This window comes from Alteromonas sp. CI.11.F.A3, from assembly GCF_032925565.1.
Taxonomy (GTDB): Bacteria; Pseudomonadota; Gammaproteobacteria; order Enterobacterales; family Alteromonadaceae; genus Alteromonas.
On the sequence record NZ_CP136708.1, the window covers coordinates 3,552,764 to 3,572,195 of the forward strand.

16 protein-coding genes and 1 other RNA gene are annotated in these 19,432 nt (G+C 41.9%); 2 read left to right on the forward strand and 15 right to left on the reverse strand.

Annotated elements, in window-relative coordinates:
* Nucleotides 1-13: 13 nt before the first annotated feature.
* The 7 genes from R1T43_RS15335 to R1T43_RS15365 form a co-directional block, all read right to left on the reverse strand.
* Nucleotides 14-1,015, reverse strand: coding sequence for an aspartyl/asparaginyl beta-hydroxylase domain-containing protein (locus R1T43_RS15335; RefSeq protein ID WP_317350269.1), 1,002 nt, complete (start codon nt 1,013-1,015; stop codon nt 14-16).
* A gap of 34 nt (nt 1,016-1,049) precedes the next feature.
* Entirely contained in the window at nt 1,050-1,322 is a 273-nt protein-coding gene (locus R1T43_RS15340) for a hypothetical protein (protein WP_126871944.1), read from the reverse strand.
* Between the two features lie 16 nt (nt 1,323-1,338).
* Nucleotides 1,339-2,460: a 2OG-Fe(II) oxygenase gene (locus R1T43_RS15345; RefSeq protein WP_317350270.1), complete on the reverse strand. Its 1,122-nt coding sequence runs from the start codon at nt 2,458-2,460 to the stop codon at nt 1,339-1,341.
* Nucleotides 2,461-2,527: 67 nt separating this feature from the next.
* Entirely contained in the window at nt 2,528-5,332 is a 2,805-nt protein-coding gene (locus R1T43_RS15350) for a TonB-dependent receptor (protein ID WP_317350271.1), read from the reverse strand.
* Nucleotides 5,333-5,642: 310 nt separating this feature from the next.
* The gene (locus R1T43_RS15355) at nt 5,643-7,076 is read right to left on the reverse strand and encodes a sulfotransferase (protein WP_317350272.1); all 1,434 of its coding nucleotides are present in this window, start codon (nt 7,074-7,076) and stop codon (nt 5,643-5,645) included.
* A 50-nt stretch (nt 7,077-7,126) separates the two neighbouring features.
* Nucleotides 7,127-10,099, reverse strand: a complete 2,973-nt coding sequence (locus R1T43_RS15360; protein ID WP_211071194.1) for a TonB-dependent receptor — start codon at nt 10,097-10,099, stop codon at nt 7,127-7,129.
* Nucleotides 10,100-10,426: 327 nt separating this feature from the next.
* The gene (locus R1T43_RS15365) at nt 10,427-11,515 is read right to left on the reverse strand and encodes a tryptophan 2,3-dioxygenase family protein (protein ID WP_317350273.1); all 1,089 of its coding nucleotides are present in this window, start codon (nt 11,513-11,515) and stop codon (nt 10,427-10,429) included.
* 158 nt (nt 11,516-11,673) lie between these two features.
* On the opposite strand from R1T43_RS15365, the gene R1T43_RS15370 reads away from it, so the two are divergent.
* Nucleotides 11,674-11,961 (forward strand): late competence development ComFB family protein, encoded by a 288-nt coding sequence (locus R1T43_RS15370; protein WP_057793221.1) that lies wholly within the window; start codon nt 11,674-11,676, stop codon nt 11,959-11,961.
* A gap of 71 nt (nt 11,962-12,032) precedes the next feature.
* Here R1T43_RS15370 and ffs read toward each other — a convergent pair.
* Nucleotides 12,033-12,129, reverse strand: an RNA gene (gene ffs, locus R1T43_RS15375) — signal recognition particle sRNA small type.
* Nucleotides 12,130-12,214: 85 nt separating this feature from the next.
* Entirely contained in the window at nt 12,215-13,273 is a 1,059-nt protein-coding gene (locus tag R1T43_RS15380) for a Glu/Leu/Phe/Val dehydrogenase (RefSeq protein ID WP_211071191.1), read from the reverse strand.
* A gap of 194 nt (nt 13,274-13,467) precedes the next feature.
* Between R1T43_RS15380 and R1T43_RS15385 the strand changes: the two genes are divergently transcribed.
* Nucleotides 13,468-13,935, forward strand: a complete 468-nt coding sequence (locus tag R1T43_RS15385) for an Lrp/AsnC family transcriptional regulator (RefSeq protein WP_013785046.1) — start codon at nt 13,468-13,470, stop codon at nt 13,933-13,935.
* A 55-nt stretch (nt 13,936-13,990) separates the two neighbouring features.
* Here R1T43_RS15385 and maiA read toward each other — a convergent pair whose 3' ends face one another.
* From maiA to pspB, 6 genes are all read right to left on the reverse strand, one after another.
* On the reverse strand, nt 13,991-14,647 hold the full coding sequence (maiA, locus tag R1T43_RS15390) for a maleylacetoacetate isomerase (protein WP_317350274.1): 657 nt from the start codon (nt 14,645-14,647) through the stop codon (nt 13,991-13,993).
* A gap of 103 nt (nt 14,648-14,750) precedes the next feature.
* Nucleotides 14,751-15,761 carry a fumarylacetoacetate hydrolase family protein gene (locus R1T43_RS15395; RefSeq protein ID WP_317350275.1) on the reverse strand — a complete coding sequence of 337 codons (1,011 nt, stop codon included), beginning with the start codon at nt 15,759-15,761 and terminating at the stop codon, nt 14,751-14,753.
* Nucleotides 15,762-15,968: 207 nt separating this feature from the next.
* Nucleotides 15,969-17,525: a transcriptional regulator TyrR gene (gene tyrR / locus R1T43_RS15400; protein WP_057793227.1), complete on the reverse strand. Its 1,557-nt coding sequence runs from the start codon at nt 17,523-17,525 to the stop codon at nt 15,969-15,971.
* A 180-nt stretch (nt 17,526-17,705) separates the two neighbouring features.
* Nucleotides 17,706-18,509: a phenylalanine 4-monooxygenase gene (gene phhA / locus R1T43_RS15405; RefSeq protein WP_317355876.1), complete on the reverse strand. Its 804-nt coding sequence runs from the start codon at nt 18,507-18,509 to the stop codon at nt 17,706-17,708.
* A 221-nt stretch (nt 18,510-18,730) separates the two neighbouring features.
* The gene (gene pspC, locus R1T43_RS15410; RefSeq protein ID WP_211071188.1) at nt 18,731-19,183 is read right to left on the reverse strand and encodes an envelope stress response membrane protein PspC; all 453 of its coding nucleotides are present in this window, start codon (nt 19,181-19,183) and stop codon (nt 18,731-18,733) included.
* Complete coding sequence (pspB, locus tag R1T43_RS15415; protein WP_013785052.1) at nt 19,180-19,419, reverse strand: envelope stress response membrane protein PspB; 240 nt, start codon at nt 19,417-19,419, stop codon at nt 19,180-19,182. Before pspB ends, pspC begins: the two co-directional genes overlap by 4 nt.
* Between the last annotated feature and the right edge of the window lie 13 nt (nt 19,420-19,432).

A 19,432-nucleotide genomic window follows, 5' to 3' on the forward strand; every position in this document is an offset into this window, starting at 1 on the left:
GGCGAGTTTTGCATTACTTATAAAGTCTCCGATCTAGTGTCGCTAAGCTGCCATATTGGGAAGACCATTTACTATATATCTCCATTAGGGCTTTAATGTCAGTACGTTCTTCTATAGATAGATGCGGATTCCATATATCTAGGATCAATACCGCTCTTTTTTCATCGGCCCCGTTTTCTGCGCTATGTTTATAGCTATCATCAAATAGAAGCGCCTCTTTGTCTGGTGTCCAATACTCTCGCTCACCAGCGGCTTCTATGTATGATAATTCATTAACTAACAGGGGAATATGAAGCGTCCACTTAATATTGGAGATACCAAAATGCGGTGGTATTTTAGTTTTTGCATCAAGTACAGAAATAACGATCTCTGGGGCATGATCTGGGCAATCGGCTAATAAGGGCGAGCTTAATAACGCTTTAATTTCTTCAGGTAACGATTCCCCATCAGGAGTCAACTTGCCACCTTTCATTAAATGCAACGAACTCCAGTTTTTCGCTAGCTCAAGCCATTCCTGTGTATCCGGCACTTTATCTATATCGTGTATGTATTGTTCATTCGCATTTGAAACACACGATAAAAAATAGCCTTTATGATGTGAAACTTGCTGAATAAAATCACGCAGGTATTCAACGGAATCTACTGATGGAAATGGGCTAGATGGCAACTCGGGGACAAACAGAAAACTAGGTGACTGGTGCTGCTTGTCAAAAACTTTTTGAGATACTCCACACAGCGCGTTTACTGACTCTTGAATTCTTTTTGTCGCGCATATCGATTTTGTTTTGATAATAAGATCACGACGTGCCAAATTTGCGGCATTATGTATGTGAGTAGCTTGCGACTTCGTGATGGGAAGTTCTTCAGAGGGCGCTAAAAAATTTGGTGACTGCTGATACAGACGACGATATTCCGCCAGAGCAGTGTCATAAAGGCCGTCTTGAACTAGATTGGCAATGTGAGCGAGTATTGTGTCTATTTTGCTTTTTTTCTGATTCATAAAAGTGGGAAGCATTTTGCCTCCCATTTTAAACTAAATTGGCCGTTAATTACATATCACCGCCACTTGTTTCTGTGCCGCGCTGCATACGAGTCCAACCCTCTCGACCTGCCTCACGCATTTGTTCTCTTTCTTCTGCCGAATAGCAAACACGCTGCATGCGATTGGAGCCAATCTTCTTTTCCATCTTACACTTCATACCATCATCTGTAGCGTTACTATCAGACTTAGCATATTGAGAAGATTCGTTACTCGTTGAGCCACATGCTCCAAGCGTTAACGCTAGACCTACAACTAGACATACTTGATTTAGCTTTTTCATCCCTATTCCCTTTTTTTTAGTGATTGCCATATAAGAATTTACCATAATTTGTTTTATGTTCTCTAATCCATTTTGTAACTAACCATTTATTTTCTTTTCGGGTCGATTCTCCAGCATGATAACTGTTGGTCAGAACATTTCCCTTGTCATCACTGTTATTGAAAACAAGCATGTTTCCTTTATTAGGAGATACCCGCATACCTAATTTGGGGAACGTGGTATTGCCACCTTCATCAACAGTATTTAAATAAATAATTGCAGTTTTTGTTCTTTGTCCACCATCTTCGAAAGTCTTAGCATCTTGTAATCTATTCAATGCATCATAATGGGGTTTGTACTCTTGGCCTGGCACATACCTAAGTAAATTCAACGCCTCACCTTCACAACAACGTGTCTTAGTTGCTTTGGCAACAAGCTTATCAATTTTTCGCGTTAGCCAGTCACAGTGCTCAGGCGAAATAATAGCAACGTAACTGGTCCTAACTTTGTCTATTCGGCCTTGACCTGTAATGGGGTCAACCACCATGGACGGTTGTAATAATGCACTGAACTTAATGACAAGGTAATTACATTCAAAATCCGACAACGTATTCTCAAACAAACTTATAGGAAGCTCTTCGTTTAGTGTAGTCGGCAATGGCAACGGCTCGAACAGTTTACTCTCCAAACCCTGAGCTACTTTATCGTTATTCGATTCACATACTTTGCCATTTACAAATTCGTCGAGTTTCAGTTGGTTGAATATATTTGGTGCGATATTTTTTACTTTGTTCGCTATAAAAGAAAACTCACTACTGCTTTGCTCTAAATATGACAAAATAACTAAATATGCTTCAATTACACCTTTCTCGCCCAGAGCCACTAAGCTTTTCGCTACACTATTCGATTCTGTAATTAGATCGCAAAAATAAGCTATCAATAATTTGTGATATTGAACAATTGGATTTTCAACGCATGAGAGGCTTTCTAAATATTGAACTGATTCAATAGGCTTAGAATGAGACATATAGTATGCATAATCTAACGCGGCATTTACATCCCCCGCTTCACCGGCTTGCTTGAGAAAACCCATAGCCATAGAGGTATCGTTAGCCGCATGTGCTTCATTTGCTTTCGTGATCAATTGTTGAACATTCATAACGTGTACACCATATAGCAAAAAAGCCTCCGAAGAGGCTTTTTAAAGATTCAAACTACACTTTATATTAGAAGTTTACATTCAAACGTGTGTAGAAGAATTGTCCAGGAATTTCATACATAGACGGGTCAAAGCTGTTAGCAAACGTCGAGTAAGAAACTTCAGGGTCTGTATCAAATAAGTTGTTAACACCTAGCGTGATACGAAGGTTATCGTTAACCGCGTAACCTAATGACACATCGTGATAAGCCATATCGTCAAGCTCGTTGTAGCTAGTTCCACCAACTTCAAGACTTGGGTCGCTACACAACTGTTGGTCAAGTACATCACCGTCAATTGAACAAAGTTCAGTAGTATGACCGATGAAGCGAACTAACCAGTTTGCTGTGAAATCTTCGTAGCTCCACGTTACCGCTAAGTTAGTACGAAGACGTGGAACAACATCACGGTCGCCCGCTAAGCCAGCATCGTTAAACTCGGCAGTTGTGTTTGTTACTGGGTCGATAACGATAGTTGTACGTTCATCAACATACGTACCATCCCAGTTCACTCGGAAATCACCGTAATCAGTTTCGAAATTATACGCAACGTTATAATCGAAGCCTGAAGTAGTTTGTCCACCTAGGTTTACCGCACCGTTGAACAAGTCAACAACGTTACCGCCTGCACCACGAGTAATTAGTGAACATAAGTTCACACCAGTTTCCGCACATGCAGCAAGAATCGTTTGCGCACCAACAGTTGAAACCGCGTTATCTACTTCAATATCAAATACGTCAAACGTGATTGATAGGCCATCAATTTGCTCTGGAGAGTATACAAGTCCGTAAGTAAAGCTTTCAGCTTCTTCAGCTTGAAGGTCTGCATTTCCACCAACAGTGGTACGGATTTGTGTATTCGGTTGCTCATAGTTTGCAGGTATGCCAGCACATCCAGGTAAGTCTGGGTTGGCTGCTTCACCGCCGTTACATGGATCAGTAAGCGGAGCAAAGCTATCACTGTTACCGGAGAACAATTCATCTAGAGATGGCGCACGGAATGCTTCAGACCACGTACCACGAACAATTAAGTCGTCGTTAACACGCCACTTAAGGCCTACTTTAGAGTTTGTAGTGTCGCCGAAGTTGCTGTAGTCCGAGTAACGTGTAGCAAGTTCAAGGTCTAACTGTTCAACAAATTCAAGATCTGAAAGAAGTGGAATAGCTAGCTCTAGGTATACTTCTTCAACACTGAATGAACCTTCAGTTGGTTGACGCGCATTACCCGAAGTAATACCTGCTGCAATAATTGCATCTGGCTGGTCGTAACCTTCTTGCCAGCGCTTTTCGTACCCAGCAGCAAATGCTAAATAGCCTGCTGGTAATTCAAGTATTTCGCCCGAGATGTTTGCAGAGTAACTTTCTAGCGATGTGCTCTGCTCATCTTGTGCAGTGAAAGTAATGTAATCAAGCATTTCTTGCGTGATTGTACCTTCGCCAAGAGCAGTAGAACCACCAAATAGGTTTAGCGGAGTACAGTCGCCAGTACAGTTTGCAGGATCACCGATTGCAAGAGCAACGCGGTCCATGTTTAAAAGACCATCTGTTAACTGGTTTTGAGTGATATCAGCATAAGTGTAGTTTGCATCCCAGTAGAACTCTCTGTCTGCAAACTCAAGAACACCGTCAAATCCACCATTAAACTGGAATTGGTCAACGTTCTGTTTGAAGCTACGGAATCCGGCTTCCATCATACGACGACCAAATAAGAACATTTCACGTGCGTTTGGATCTGCATCTAGGACTGATTGGTCTGTAGAAATATCAACACCATATGGGTTGTATGGGTTATCAGCAGAAAGCGTGAAGCCTGAATCACCAAATGCCGTTCCGATAAATAATGGCGTAGGTGCTAAGGCCTGCTCTGATTTACGGTTACCGTAGAAACCAGTTACATTTACACTTAGGTTATCAGTTAATTCATAACGCGCCTGCGAGTAAATATTTGTTCTTTCTTGAGGCGTTGATAAGTAGTTGAATGGAGCAAAGTTGAAACGGCTATCAGGCTCAACCCATGGTTCTAAACCACCTGCATTATTACCTTGTTCATTGTATCCAACATCAGCTTGGTCAAAAGTCCAAAAACGACCTTGAGGCGGCGCAGATGAACCACCGAAACCTTCTGGCGTACCAAAAGTTGGAACTGAAGAAATAGCACGGTCACCAGCTAGTGTTGCTTCTTCTTCTACATAACTAACGTTGAAGTAAACGTTACCTTTGTCATTCGCAGCACCAAAACCAATATCCCACTGTTCTTTGTTACCGTCGCCTTCATCGTATTGGCCGATATAGCCAGAAGCATGAACGCCTTCGAAATCTTGACGAGTAATGATGTTTACAACACCGGCAACCGCGTCAGAACCATATACCGCTGAAGCACCATCTTTAAGTACTTCAATACGCTCGATGATTGATGCTGGGATGTTGTTTAGATCAACTGAGCCCGTTAGGCCTGGAGACCAACGCTTACCATTTACAAGAACAAGAGTACGGTTTGAACCTATACCACGAATGTTAATAGTCGTTGTACCATTACCACCGTTGTTGTTGTTGGTGTTGATTGCTGAACCAGCAGATGGGATTGCTTGAAGAACATCACCGATTGAAGTAATACCGAATTTTTCGATATCTACACGTGACATAACCGTTACTGGGTTAGCACCTTCAATGTCTGTACGACGGATACGAGAACCAGTTACTTCGATTTTTTCAACAGAATCGGCTGCTTCTTCGGCTTCTTGTGCAGCAACTGCACCAGAAAAACTTATTGTTGAAACCGCGCCGAACGCGCAGGCCAACCTAACTGACTTAGCCAGCTTAGAATTTGTAAACATGTGTTGTCTCCCTGGACCACTAAAGCTCGTTTAGTGTGTATTTCTAAAATCGTTTATAACGAATTATTATTAGTAAGGTCAAAGCCTCACTAAGATAATAAACACAACATGAGTAAACGGTCAACTGAGATCGGGAGGGGAATAATTAAAAGTTCAATTTTTTTCGTTTATTTTTCCTTTTTCTGTAAATGTTTACTTACAATTTACATATCAAACACATTTTACTGTTTACTTTTCGGCCAATTCAGTTGAGGCGACTTATTATCACGATAAGAAACGGAAATTAGGTTAAAAGACTTTTTACCTACGTTTATAGATTTCCGTATAGTTCTAGAAATGGTTTTGGAACCCTGGAACTATTTGTGTTAATTGCATTTAACGGTTGCCTAATTTGAGACATGCTCGCAGTTTTCACAACTGTGGACTTTTTATGAAAATATGTGTGATTGTTTTGGTAATTTAGACCAATTGAATCAAATACTCTGTGGAGCACTAATTCAGGTTCTGCCTTCAACGCTTCGAGTTCAACTACCTCTATTTTAATAATCGTTTGTAGTTGCTCTATTGCTTTATTGTCCATTTGAATCGCTCGTTTAACTGAGAGAATGTCAAAAGACCAATGCAAATTGCTGCTAAAAAAGGTTTTGTAGATTGACCATGCATTTTCAAGCTCGTTTCGCCTAGTCGCGATAAATTTAGCGTTAGGAAAGACTCGCTGTACCATCAATGCACTATGACTGTTGTTTAAACTTTTATTTACGCATACGCTTTCTGTACATCCTAACTCTCTTGCGATCCGCTCGTACTCTTTTGCAATTGCATTTAGTTCAACGCTTTGACAATTGAGTATGGTGTCTAAATCGTAAGCTGAATTTTTCTTTTTAAGGACTGTGTCACAGGCAATAGTAAATGCATCCGTTTCACCGACTGAGTTAACAGCTTTATCAGAGCACAAAATATTGTTCAACAAGGTGGTACCAGAACGGGGCAGTCCCATTATAAATACTGGCGTGAAAGTATTCGATGTAAAGCTACTCTGCTCAGTATCTTTTAATACTTTGGTAATTTTTGTGTAGTTCGCATCTATGTTAAAAGGCTTTGTGGGGGCATTTGAGCTTGTGATTTGCCTCATAGCATTTGCTGATTTCTCGTAAAAAGCGAACGCACTTTTCTCATCACCATTTAACCAGTTTACATTTCCCATAGCGTTTAGAAAGCAAGCTTTAGATACACAGTTAGACAACTGATTAAATTTTTCCGTTTGCGCACTAATGAAATTTTGAAAATCAGGTTGAGTGATCACATTTTGCAGAGTTGATAGCATGTGCCACGCTTCGCCCGCTAATGGTGCTGTCTTAACTACCTTTTTAAGTAATGTTTCCGCTTCTTCAAGTAGCCCTTTTTGATAAGCAAGTACACCAGTGATATGAAGTGCTGCAACTGATGTCGGAGCCTTGTTCGCCCACTGTTTTGCGCTCTGGTATGCACCATCATCTTTACCACAATCGGCTAGCATACCAATTTGCTTTGCTATTGTCGTATCATCACACTTTGATTGATCTAGCATATGTAAACACTTAACAGCTAAATCATAACATCCAACTGTCATTGCCAAACGCGCTACTCCTAACCAGTTTTCTTTGAGTTCTAACTCAGTATTCAAAAAGCCGGTAATTAAAGAAACAACCAATGTTTGGTCCATTGCTCGCGTCGCATGTACTAATTTCTGTAGTTCTAGTTTCATAAGCCTAAATAAAAGCCCAGCATGAGCTGGGCTTTTTCATTACTCAATTATTAAAATGTAACTTCAACACTAAAACGCACGTAACGAGGCGTTTGGAAAGAAGTTGGTAGGCCATAACTAGGGTTAGATTCACCGCGAGCAATATAGCCAAATGGAGCAAATTGTTCGCCGTCTTCATATCCTGATAGTCGTTCATTAACTTCATTCAATTGTGTTGCTTCATCATTATTGAACACATTGAAGATATCAGCACGAAGAGCAATATCAGCTTCTTCAAGTTCTATCAAATATTTAGCGCTTAAATCAAGGTTCCAAACATTTGGTGTTCTACCTTGAGAGCCACGAGGAGCAATCTCACCTTCATAAACGAATGATTCTGCATCATATAGAGACGCAAACACATCAGTTGGGTGGTAACCAAATGAGCTTAGTGGGCGACCTGATGTCCAACGGAAATTAGCGCCTAACGAGAAATTTTCTGTTAATTGATACGCACCATTTAATTTAAATGAGTGGCGACGATCATTAGGAAGATTACCAGAAGCTCCGTCCGTTAACCCTGGTTGATCAAAGTTAGTTGTTAATCCAGAATCGTCCTGATCATTGTCTGAACGAACGAAACCTTCATTGTTACCCCAACTATGGCTCCACGTATAGGTAAAGCTCATCATCCACACGTCATCCCATGCACGGTCGACAGTGAAATCAACAGAGGCATATTGGCGCTCCGCTTCAGGATAACCTAGCATATCTGCAGGAATAGTATATGTTCCAAAAGGAACTGGACCGTCGCCATCTGGATCAGTAGTGATTGTTACATCGTTGCCCGGGTTGGTTAGCACGTAGTAGTGGAAGCCAGAGTCACACATAGTACAAGAGGAACCAAACTCTTGCTCAATAAACTCGTTAAAGCCTGCATCAATGGCAATGTCTTCTAGTGAGCTACCAAGGTCACGGTAAGTGGCTTTAACACCAAAGCTCCATGATTCATTAAGTACTTGCTCGTAACCAAGTATAAATTCATCTTGATACATTGGGTCTAAATCGGCATTAACCGTTTCTGTTGTGCTTTTAAGTGTGCCATCAGAGTATACCGTCATGCCACCAACCTCATCACCTAGTACTGGTGTGAAATCAGCATTAATTGACTCTACTTCATAGTACTGACGAGTATAAAGTTCATCACCCGCTAAACGAATGTTTGTATTTGTCGCAACTGGAAGGTAGTAACGACCATAGTTGGCAAAAATTTTGCTTTCGCCATCACCTTTAACGTCCCAACTAAGCCCTAGACGAGGAGCCCACTGGTCAGTAACGTCAACAAATTTATCACCTGCTTTGTTGTAGTTTTCAAAGCTCTCATTACGCAAGCCGATACGTGCTGTAATATTATCAGTTACGGTCCAAGTATCTTCGATATAGTACGCGAAGCTTTTCGTTTCAAAATCGCCTTGGTTTATGTAGTACTCTTGACGAACTAAGCAATCTTCGTTTCCTGCTTCATCAAGATTAGCACCACAGTTTTCATAGCGATAGGCTACACCACCCGCTCTTTGAGTATTTTCAGACGCTTCTAGATCTTCGTTATCCACACCAAATTTCAATACGTGGTCAGCATTGACATACCATTCAACATCAAAACGAATAGCGGTACGCTTATCTTCTTGAATAGAAGGTGTAGCTAAACCGTATGCGCCGTATTCGACGTTTGTAAATCTGTCGAAAATAACAGGAGCATCACCAAGCGGATTACTTCCATCATTTAAATTACTGTAGCTTGTTTCGTTAATTGAGTATTGGGTGCTAATAGTAATATCATCGGTAATAATACCTGTGTACTGAATACCCCAAGTTTTACCACCGCGCTCTAGTGTATAATTACCTAAAGAGTTTCCTATTTCATCCGAATCAGGGCTGTATAAGAACTTTTCAGATTCAAGCTCTTCGGTATTGTCCCATGCTGTAATTTCTAGGATGTGCTCTGGCGTAATGTACCAGTCGAGCTTTGCACTTAGTAATGTATCGTTACCTTCACGATCATAAATTACTGCAGTATCACCATAATCTCTTTGACGAAGTTTTTGGTTAATTAAACCGAAAAAGAAAAGCTTATCTTCAACAAGTGCGCCGCTAGCCCACAAGTTTACATTTGTTTCACTGCGCTCATCTTCTTTGAATACTTCATAATAAGCTGTTCCTGCTTCGTCAGCATCAGCCTGGGTTCTATAAAAGACGTCGGGGCTATGTGCTCTTAACGCAGCTGGCTCATAGTAAGCGCTCGCGCCCCACTTAAATTCGTTGCTACCACTTTTCGTTCTTGCGTTAATAACACCGCCCGTAGAACGGCCATATTCAGCAGAGTAGCCACCTGTCTTCACTTCAAACGATTCATACATTTCAAATGGAAGTTCTGATCCACCAAGACCGTTTCTGAAGTTAGTTACGTTAATACCATTTACGTAATAAACGTTTTCACCTACAGATGAACCACCAAAGGATGCATAGTTCCCGAAGTCGGAATCACCAGATACCGTACCTGGCGCTAAAAGTGCGACAGAAGCGATATCACGTGGTACAGGAACTTTTGCAATGAAATCTTGGTCTACATAAAGCTGTGATTCGCTTGAAGTAACATCAATATTCGAAATTGACGTTCCGCTTACTGAAATTCGCTCAATATCCCCAGACTCTAGAGCCACATCTAAGTTGGTTCTTCCTGATGGACGCACTGTAAATTGCTTTTCTTGAGCAACGGTAAACCCTGCTTTTTGAGCTGAAAGGCTGTATTGGCCTGGTGGTAACAATGGAAAAGTGAATCGGCCATCTGAATCTGTCACCACACTACGTGTTAGACCTGTTTCAAGGTTGATAATTGTGACTTCAACATCACCAAGTAATTGATTAGTACTTGCAGATACAGAAGTACCAACAATAGTACCTTTTGACTCTTGTGCGAATGAAGGTGCAGCAACACCTAAAGACGCTGCCACAGCTAATGCTGTGAGCGTTTTATTATTTATCATGTGTTTCCCCGGCTTTATATTCACCCTTCAACGGTAACTGAAAGTTATCGATGAGAGCAGACTTTTAAATTTTATTAAACTAACCATTAAAACTTTCTAAACGATTGTTTTTTATACGGATTTTTATGATTATCCGAAAGGATAATTGACATATGCAAAGGGGGCAAATCAAGTGTAAAGTGGATTTTTGTCGACGAGCGACAGTGCAGTGAAGTAGGGAAATCACACGTGAGCTAGTGTGTTAATTGGCTTTGCGGGATATTTAAAGAGTTCCCCATTTGCGACGAATTGCATTCATCGCAAATGCAGAAATGTCGCATTTTTCGTCTATTGTAAGTAAAATCCTAAGCTGCGTTTTACCGATTCAGGCAATTCTGGAAGTGAACTTTTTGGCAAAAGGAACGTAGCCATGTTGAAAAAGTCTAAAAACACCCTGTTTGATTCAGTCGTTTTCTTCAAATAATGATGGCCAGATGACCCTCCAGTTCCTATTTTAGTTCCCAGCATTCGTTGCACCATCATGGCATGGCGATAACGCCACAACGTTAACTGTTCATCTATTTCTGTTAGTGCAGTAATAAGCTGGAACGGCAGATTAAAAACAGGCTCTTCTGAATACTGCTTTATAAATAAAGCTGACAATAATGCTTCATGAGACAAGCGGAATTTCCCCTGATTAAGAAGCCCTTCATAGGTATCATGGTTAAACAGCCCGTCAAAGTTCTCTCTGGTCGATTGCCAGTCTTTAAGCTCTTGTCGGCGTTCTACTTCAGACAGAAACGCATTTTTTTCAATGGTTTCTTTGTCATCGTTTAGCATTTCATCTGTTGCTTTTCGGTAGTAATCCCAAAAATGAAAATCCTCGGTTTTAAGCAATGGCATACGTGCCAACCACTTATCCACTAACTCGAACAAGCTTGGCTTTTCTTCTAACGCTTCCAGTAGGCTGCGATCATCATCACTTAAACGGTTATAAAAGCTTTGTTTATCGAAATCGATACGGTATTCCCTTTTAAGGCCCAACGAAATTTCAAGCTGCTTAAACTGAATACTTTGGAAGCCTGAAGCGGGAACCAAATAGTCTCTGAAGGAAAGAAACTGTTGTGGGGTCATGGTTTCCATAATGCCAATTTGGTCGTTCATCAGCTTTTGAATTTGAATAACGCGATGTAGCCTATGTACTACCGAAGTGAGTTGCTGATCTTTTACTGATGCTTGATTAAATGTATCGATAACCGCATTGAGTTCGTGCAGAAGTTGCTTAAACCATAGTTCATACACTTGGTGCACTACGATAAATAGCATTTCTTCATGGGCAGGTTCGCCGTACTTAGTACTTTGAAGCTTTTGTGCGCCAAGTATTTTATCTAACGCTAGGTAATCACCGTAATAGCAGGGTTCTATATTTTTTTTCATGCCGATTGTTCTTATCGTCGTTATGCACAGAAGGAAATTCTAACATCGCTAACTCGACATCGACAAAATACAGGCTATAAATTATCTAGGGGCGTTATTAAAAATATACACACCCATAAAAAATAACATCGCGTTAAAATTTAAATTAGGGCACAAATATGAAGCTTGATGATGACATTCATAATTATTACGAACATCTTGTACTGCAACGTGTAACAGAACTTGGACTCGACAATACTAAAAGTCCTGATTATTTAGCTGACTTATGCTGCTTGGCACTTAACCAAGTTCCTCCGCGCTACATTCGCTACGAAGTCGATATGGCTTTTTACCTTCCCCAGAGTGAACGGAACCAAATGGAAATGAATGTTACGTATGCTATCGATAATGCGATGAAGTATTTAAACGATACAGATAAAACATCGGTAAGCGAGAAGGCAGAGTAATGCCAAACACAGTTGTGTAAGTTAAAAATACGGTTGTGGGACTAAAATACGGGGGAGTAAATTGGGTGGCGGGCTCCCAGCCACATCCCGGCACATGAGTCGTCTGCTGCGGCTGCTCCCTTCCAGGCCTGACCGAGTTCACAGAGTATCATTGCGGGAGGACCAAAAGCCCACCATAGAAAGCGAATAAAATGCTAACAGGCGTCAGCAGTCTTAAGCGCGGGGCGCATTATGACTACTTGCCCGATAAGTTTCAACCCTTTAACGAAAATCTCTCTTCTGCAATAATGTTTGCCACACGATTTGTGGCTGCTTTTTGGGCATCAGCACGGGTATAAATCTCTTTTAGCGTAGTGCCAATGTCTTCGATATGCTTGCGCAGCGCCGCATTAGAGCTTTGTTCCATACGCTGATGGAAGATATCGATAATACCCCCTGCATTAATCACATAGTCAGGCGCATACAAAATGCCACGTTCAACTAACATATCGCCAATTTCTTCACGTGCGAGTTGATTGTTTGCCGCACCAGCAATGACCTTAGCTTTAATCGTAGGCAATGTTTGGTCATTAATGGCCGCGCCCAATGCACAAGGCGCTAGTACATCAACGTCTAGACCTAGAATATCTTCAGGCGCAACTGCTGTAGCGCCAAGTTCTGCTACCGCCTTTTCAACACCTTCGGGGAAAATATCAGCTACATACAGTTTTGCACCCGCTGCGTGAAGGTGTGACGCTAGTCGATAACCAACATGCCCCATACCTTGAATTGCTACGCTTACGCCCTCTAAGCTGCGATTTAACCCGTGCTCTACGCTGGCCTTTAAGCCAACAAACACACCATAAGCGGTAGATGGTGCTGGATTACCGTCTGGCTGTTCGTCAGCGTAATGATATTGCGCATTTACCCCAGCAATGTAGTCAGATTGAGTCGCCATGGTTTGTAAATCGGTAACTGAAATGCCCGAGTCTTCTGCGGTAAAATATTTGCCGCCCAATGAATCAACAAATTTCCCCATAGCTTCCATCATTGCCGGCGTTTTTTGTTTGCGAGGATCGCCGATAATCACTGACTTACCACCGCCTAATGCGATATTGGCCATGGCGGCTTTGTAGGTCATTCCTTTAGAAAGGCGGAGTACATCGGTTAGTGCTTCTGCACTACTTACATAGGGCCACATTCTACAACCACCCAATGCAGGGCCTAGGTTTGTATTATGAATGGCAATAATGGCACTTAAGCCTGCTTCTTTATCGTGATAAAAAGCGACATGCTCGTGATTATCAAACTCTATGTGATCGAAAACCGACATACTTTCCCTATTAATAATGTGATGGATTTTGCCCAAGTGTAGCCCAACCACCAGAGGACACGCCTTGCTAAGTTATTAACCCACTCTCGTAAAGTGAAATACACAAAGTATGAATACTATTTTTCTAGGATATCTATCCTAGAATTTATTTTTCTATATAATAAACATCATAAAAACGACGGAAGCTGCGTTCAATGAAATTAGATAAATTCGATCGTGAGATTTTACGAGTACTTCAACAAGATGCCACTGTCTCTATGGCTGAGTTGAGTCAGAAGGTGGGGCTTTCCCATACCCCATGTTGGCGACGAGTAAAAAGGATGGAAGCCGATGGCATTATCATCGGTAAAGTTACCTTATTAAACAGTAAAAAGTTGAACCTTGGGGTGTCGGTTTTTATTTATGTCACCCTTAAAAATCATGATGGTGACTCCCTTACCGATTTTGAAAATGCAGTACAAAGTATTGATGAAATTGTTGAGTGCCACACCACCAGCGGCGAGAAAGACTATTTGCTCAAAGTGATTGTGGAAAGTATTGAAGAATATGAATTTTTACTGAAAACGAAGCTTACTCATCTTCCCTTGGTTGATCATGTCAGCTCCACCTTCGCGTTAAAACAAGTGAAGAACACCACAGAGCTGCCTATCAAACGACAGTAGGTTTCATTGAAACCTACGCCCTGCTGCCTATCGACTGCCCTTCTTTCTTACTTTATTAAAACACGCTATCAATCTGGTTCTCAGGCAGGGCTTTTTCAAAAGCAGGTAGTGCATTGCAGTTATCTGTTATTTTCTGAATAAGCGGATATCGTGTCATATCCACATTAAAGCGATGCGCGTTATACACTTGTGGAACTAAACACAAATCAGCCATGGTCACGTCAAAGTCAAAGCAATACTTCCCCGCTTGGGTTTGTAGCCGCTTTTCAATGGCATCGAAGCTCAGCGTTATCCAATGCGCTGCCCATTTATTCACACTTTCTTGTTCAGCACTATACTCACTTTTAAGTTGATTAAGTACACGTAGGTTACTTAGAGGTTGGGTGTCACAGGCAATATCTTGAGCCAGCGCCCTTACCCTTGCCCGCTCTGTCTTATGCGATGGTATTAAGTGATACGGAGAGGGAAAACGTTCATCTAAGTATTCGATAATGGCTAAAGACTGATTAAGAATAATATCTTCATCATCGTCAACCAAAGTGGGCACTAGCTGAGCGGGGTTTAACTGCTTATAGGGTGCAATGTGCTGCTGGCCACCTTCATTCACAAGGTGCACTGGCATATATTGGTACTCTACACCTTTTAAATTAAGTGCAATTCTTACTCTGTAAGACGCCGTTGAGCGCCAATAACCATATAAAGTTAAACTCATAACTCACCGCCGCCTTACGTGTGTGTTGTGCTACTTATTATAAACATAGCGTAATTTGCAAAGGGCGGCGCATGCCCGCCTCCTCTGCTTGCATTAAATGGGTTTAGCTTAAAGGCTTAACCTGCTGCTCGATGGCACCGAAAATACTTTGCCCGTTACTATCAAACATTTCTATTCTAATTCGATCGCCAAATTGCATAAACGGTGTAGAGGGCTTACCGTCTCTGATGGTTTCAATCATGCGCACTTCAGCAATACACGAGTAGCCAAGCCCCCCCTCAGCGATGGCTGAGCCATGGTCAGTACCTTGTTTGTTCGATACGGTACCGGAACCAATAATGGTACCAGCGCCTAAATTACGACTCTTAGCAGCATGTGACACCAGCTTTGCGAAGCTAAATGTCATGTCTTCGCCTGCTTGTGGTTTACCAAACAACTCGCCGTTGTAGGTGGAACGAAGCGGTAAATGCACTTTTTCTTGCTCCCACGCATCCCCGAGTTCATCAGGCGTTACCGCCACGGGTGAAAAGCTAGAGGCCGGTTTTGACTGGAAGAACCCAAACCCTTTCGCCAACTCGCCTGGAATTAACCCTCTTAGGGATACATCATTCACAAGCATCACTAATCTAATGCGCTCTGCCGCTTGAGCATCAGTACAGGCCATAGGAATATCGTCGGTGACAACCGCGACCTCACCTTCAAAATCAATACCCCACTCATCGCTGGGCAAAATAATATCATCACGGGGACCGATAAAATCGTCAGATCCCCCTTGATACATGAGTGGGTCACTCCAGAAACTTTCAGGAATTTCAGCGCCTCGTGCTTTTCTTACTAGCTCAACATGGTTCACATACGCACTGCCATCAGCCCATTGATAAGCGCGCGGTAAAGGCGATTCACAGCGGGTAGCATCAAACTCAATACTGTCTATTACCCCATTATTAAGTTGTTCGTAGCGCATATGTAGCTGTGGCGCAGTGACCTGCCAGCTATCCAGTGCTTGTTGCATAGTGTGAGCAATATCTTCTACTGAACAGGTACGCGTTAAATCTTTAGATACCAACATCAAACGGCCGTCTCGGCTATCGTTCTTATAAGTAGCTAGTTTCATAAATTGGATCCTTACTGTGATCAGCGCTTTTGCGTATGTAACATTTATTATTCTTTATGCATCACCCGCATCAAGATGAAAAGTCGGGAGCACACGACAATAATTTTCACTGTAAGCTTGGTTGTACAAAAAAAGGCGGCACTTCCTATTGAAGTACCGCCCTTATTGGTTAAGCAAGGCAACGTAAATTTAACGAAACAGTGAAACCTACATTTTTATTGATGCTTTATTTATACCGTACTCACGTAATTTATTCGCAATCGCGGTATGACTTAATCCCAACTTTCTCGCCAATTGACGAGTACTAGGGTAGAAAGGATAAAGCCGCTTCAGTAAATCTTTTTCAAATTTCTTCACTTCATCGTCTAACGTACCTTCAAAGTTTTCGTCAATAAAGGTCACACTAGGAGCACAACTAGGAAGCTGGATATCTTCTTTGGTTATTTCCTTGCCGTCTAGCAAAGACAGCGCTCTGAACAACGCATTTTGCAACTGACGGACATTGCCCGGCCAAGGATATTGTTGCAGAAAATCAACGCAGGACTTACTCAATTTAGCCGGCCTACGGCCTAACTTTGTGCTGTGCTGCGCAATAAAGGATTCTGCTAGAGGTACAATATCGTGGCGGCGTTCTTTTAACGATGGCATCACTAAGCTCAGAACATTTAAGCGGTAATATAATTCTTTTCGAAAACGCCCTTCTTCTACTAGTTGCCCTAGGTCGCGACAAGTAGTGCAAATGAATCGAACATCTACCGTAACAGGTTCTGCATCGCCTACTCGCCTAAACTCGCCATCTTCCAATACCCGGAGCAGTTTAGCTTGTAGCTGAGAACTCATATCTGCAATTTCATCAAGCAGCAGCGTACCGCCTCTCGCTTGTTCTAGCAGCCCTTCTTTAGCATTCGGTTGATTGAAAGCACCTTGTGCGTAACCAAATAATTCGGTTTCCGCCACACTGTCAGGTAGTGATGCACAATTGAGCGCTAAAAAAGCCCCCTCACTGCGGCGACTTGATTGATGACACGCGCGGGCAATCATTTCTTTACCTGTGCCTGTTTCACCGAAAATAAGCACTGGTGCATCAAGATCAGCAATACGCTTAGCTTCACTTACTACGCGTTTCATGGCCTGAGATTCCACTACGAATCTATCAAAGCTGTCAGTGGGAGATTGATGAAACACACTAAACTGTTGGCCTAAGCGCATTTCCGATTTTAAAATGACCACTGCTCCGGCCATAATAATGTTGTTGTCACCGTCAGGTACTGTGATGGGTAACATGTCAGCTACATAGTCTTGTTGGATAAACTTTACTTTAGAAGACTGAGCTCGAGGCAGCTTGCCATCCATCCAGCGAGTGAAGTTAAAGCCCTTCACTACTTCACCTATTTCTACGCCTTCAACATCGTGGGCACTTTGTTCTAACCCAGAGGTTACCGCTTCATTGCACAATAAGATTTGTCCACGAGCATCAATGGAAAATACCGGATCGGGAAGCGTGCGCAGTATGGCAGAAAGCTGGGTTTTCTCTCTTTCACTTGGCATAAAATGCGTAGTTTTCACATCAGAAATACCGTCAATGCGACGAATTTTCGGCATTAAATGCTGGAAGTCTGCAAATTCAATATTGGGAAAATTAAGAAAAATTTTACCTGTCTCATCAATCTCAATACCTCTTAGATCGATTTCATGGGTAACGAGGATATCCAACACATCTTGAGTAATACCCAGTCTGTCCTGACAACTGATTTCTAATCGCATGGGTGTGACTTCACATCTCTTGTAAACTTATATGTACACAATATCACACTTTTACAAAAAGATAACAAGTTAATTATGTCAAATTATCACCTTGGAAGACTGGTATTTAAAGCGGTTCCGCGCAACGTGAGGTGTGAAAACGTTTCCCCCAAACACGCCACGCTGTAACATAATGTTAACTTAAGCCTGCTTTTTGGCGTCAAATAAGGCCGGATATAGCCCAAGCCCTTTCGCTTTATTCACTAGGCTCATAATATCCATATCAGCCAACTCGAACAGATAATCAAAGTCAGGAAGTACGTAATACAAGGGCTGCATGATATCAATTCTATAGGGTGTGCGTAACGCATCTGTCGCTGTAAGCGGTTTTCTGATTGCCTCGTTGCTATCTAATGCATAAAGCGTTTCACCCGGGGAAGACAATATACCACCGCCATAAATTTCCAGTTTTTCTGGGTTTGCTTTACTTCGAACTAACCCAAACTCAACCGTGAACCAATAAAGTCGTGCTAGATAGATTCGGTCTTCTTTGCTCGCCGCTAAGCCGAGTTTTCCGTAGGTATGAGTAAAGTGCGCGAAAGCAGGATTCGTTAGCAAAGGACAATGACCGAAAACCTCATGAAAAATATCCGGCTCTTGTAGGTAATCAAATTCATCTTTCGAGCGAATGAAGGTTGCAACAGGAAATTGCTTGTTGGCTAATAATCTAAAAAATTCACCAAAATTGATGAGGGCGGGAACTTCGGCGGTTTTCCACCCGGTTTGTGCTAACAGTACTTTATCGATATCCGGTAGCTGAGGGATGCGATCATCAGGCAGTGCCAGTAACGACAACCCTTCCATATATTGTTCGCAGGCCCGGGTTTTCAATAACGGAAGTTGCCTCGCGTACAAGGCTGCCCAGATTTGATTTTCTTCTTCTGACCAGCTTATAACGCCTTTGCTGTCTGAGGTTTTTGATTGATAAACGCTAGATTTTGCCATAACTACTTTCGACATATTCAGTGACTGACTTCTGCCAAATAGTCTAATGAAAAGCGCGCTAACAGGAAGTGTTTACCTATTCTTGTTACGCGGCCAAGCCGTAACAACTTATTTACAAACACACTTAACTCGATGCTTTACATATAAAAAACCGCTCTTAAAAAAGAGCGGTTTTGGTTTTATCGGGGAGTTGCTAGCGAATGTGTTTCAAAGACACTTAACTATAATCTACTGATTTCTCGGTTAAGCTCAAATTCTCTTGAGGTCACATACGTTTCCATCTTGCGTAGTCGTATTTCAGATTTTTGAAAGCGATTACGAATATCGTGAAAAGCCTGTTTAGGTGGCTCACCAGCCTGCCAAACTTTGGTTTTCACTTCGACCTTATGACGACTATTGCTTGATGGAGAACTTGTGTTTTTCCATCCCTTGCCGCGACTTTGATGTACAGTGGTTTGTTCTTCTGGAGCGTCACCTAAAGGCTTCTTATCCAAAATGAACCAGCCCGCTATGTAAGCAACAAACATGAATGGACCCGCAAGTAAGAAAAAGCCTGTCACCGCTAGAATTCGCACCAACCATGTTTCTAAACCAAAGTAGTGCGCAATTCCTGAACATACACCCGCTATTCTTGCGTTGTCTGTATCTCGGTATAACTGCTTGCCGTTTCTCATGCGCGATTCCTCCACTCTGGAGCTTCGCTATCTAAAATAGCTTCAAGGGTTTGAATTCTGTCACTCATTTTTTCAGCTTGTTCAGCAAGTGATTGTAGTGAAGCTTGTTCTTCAACACTCAAACCTTGATTAACTTGTTTTTTACTTCGGTAATGCAAAATTAACCAAATCGGCGCCACAAAAATCATAAAGATGACTAAGGGCATTACCAACATTGCAATGATACCTTCATCCATTGTAAATACCTCC

What these genes read in the sequence shown, in the direction of transcription:
- R1T43_RS15335 (WP_317350269.1), bottom strand. Translation starts at nt 1,015, where the DNA reads ATGCTTCCCACTTTTATGAATCAGAAAAAAAGCAAAATAGACACAATA.
- R1T43_RS15340 (WP_126871944.1), bottom strand. Translation starts at nt 1,322, where the DNA reads ATGAAAAAGCTAAATCAAGTATGTCTAGTTGTAGGTCTAGCGTTAACG.
- R1T43_RS15345 (WP_317350270.1), bottom strand. Translation starts at nt 2,460, where the DNA reads ATGAATGTTCAACAATTGATCACGAAAGCAAATGAAGCACATGCGGCT.
- R1T43_RS15350 (WP_317350271.1), bottom strand. Translation starts at nt 5,332, where the DNA reads ATGTTTACAAATTCTAAGCTGGCTAAGTCAGTTAGGTTGGCCTGCGCG.
- R1T43_RS15355 (WP_317350272.1), bottom strand. Translation starts at nt 7,076, where the DNA reads ATGAAACTAGAACTACAGAAATTAGTACATGCGACGCGAGCAATGGAC.
- R1T43_RS15360 (WP_211071194.1), bottom strand. Translation starts at nt 10,099, where the DNA reads ATGATAAATAATAAAACGCTCACAGCATTAGCTGTGGCAGCGTCTTTA.
- R1T43_RS15365 (WP_317350273.1), bottom strand. Translation starts at nt 11,515, where the DNA reads ATGAAAAAAAATATAGAACCCTGCTATTACGGTGATTACCTAGCGTTA.
- R1T43_RS15370 (WP_057793221.1), top strand. Translation starts at nt 11,674, where the DNA reads ATGAAGCTTGATGATGACATTCATAATTATTACGAACATCTTGTACTG.
- R1T43_RS15380 (WP_211071191.1), bottom strand. Translation starts at nt 13,273, where the DNA reads ATGTCGGTTTTCGATCACATAGAGTTTGATAATCACGAGCATGTCGCT.
- R1T43_RS15385 (WP_013785046.1), top strand. Translation starts at nt 13,468, where the DNA reads ATGAAATTAGATAAATTCGATCGTGAGATTTTACGAGTACTTCAACAA.
- maiA (WP_317350274.1), bottom strand. Translation starts at nt 14,647, where the DNA reads ATGAGTTTAACTTTATATGGTTATTGGCGCTCAACGGCGTCTTACAGA.
- R1T43_RS15395 (WP_317350275.1), bottom strand. Translation starts at nt 15,761, where the DNA reads ATGAAACTAGCTACTTATAAGAACGATAGCCGAGACGGCCGTTTGATG.
- tyrR (WP_057793227.1), bottom strand. Translation starts at nt 17,525, where the DNA reads ATGCGATTAGAAATCAGTTGTCAGGACAGACTGGGTATTACTCAAGAT.
- phhA (WP_317355876.1), bottom strand. Translation starts at nt 18,509, where the DNA reads ATGGCAAAATCTAGCGTTTATCAATCAAAAACCTCAGACAGCAAAGGC.
- pspC (WP_211071188.1), bottom strand. Translation starts at nt 19,183, where the DNA reads ATGAGAAACGGCAAGCAGTTATACCGAGATACAGACAACGCAAGAATA.
- pspB (WP_013785052.1), bottom strand. Translation starts at nt 19,419, where the DNA reads ATGGATGAAGGTATCATTGCAATGTTGGTAATGCCCTTAGTCATCTTT.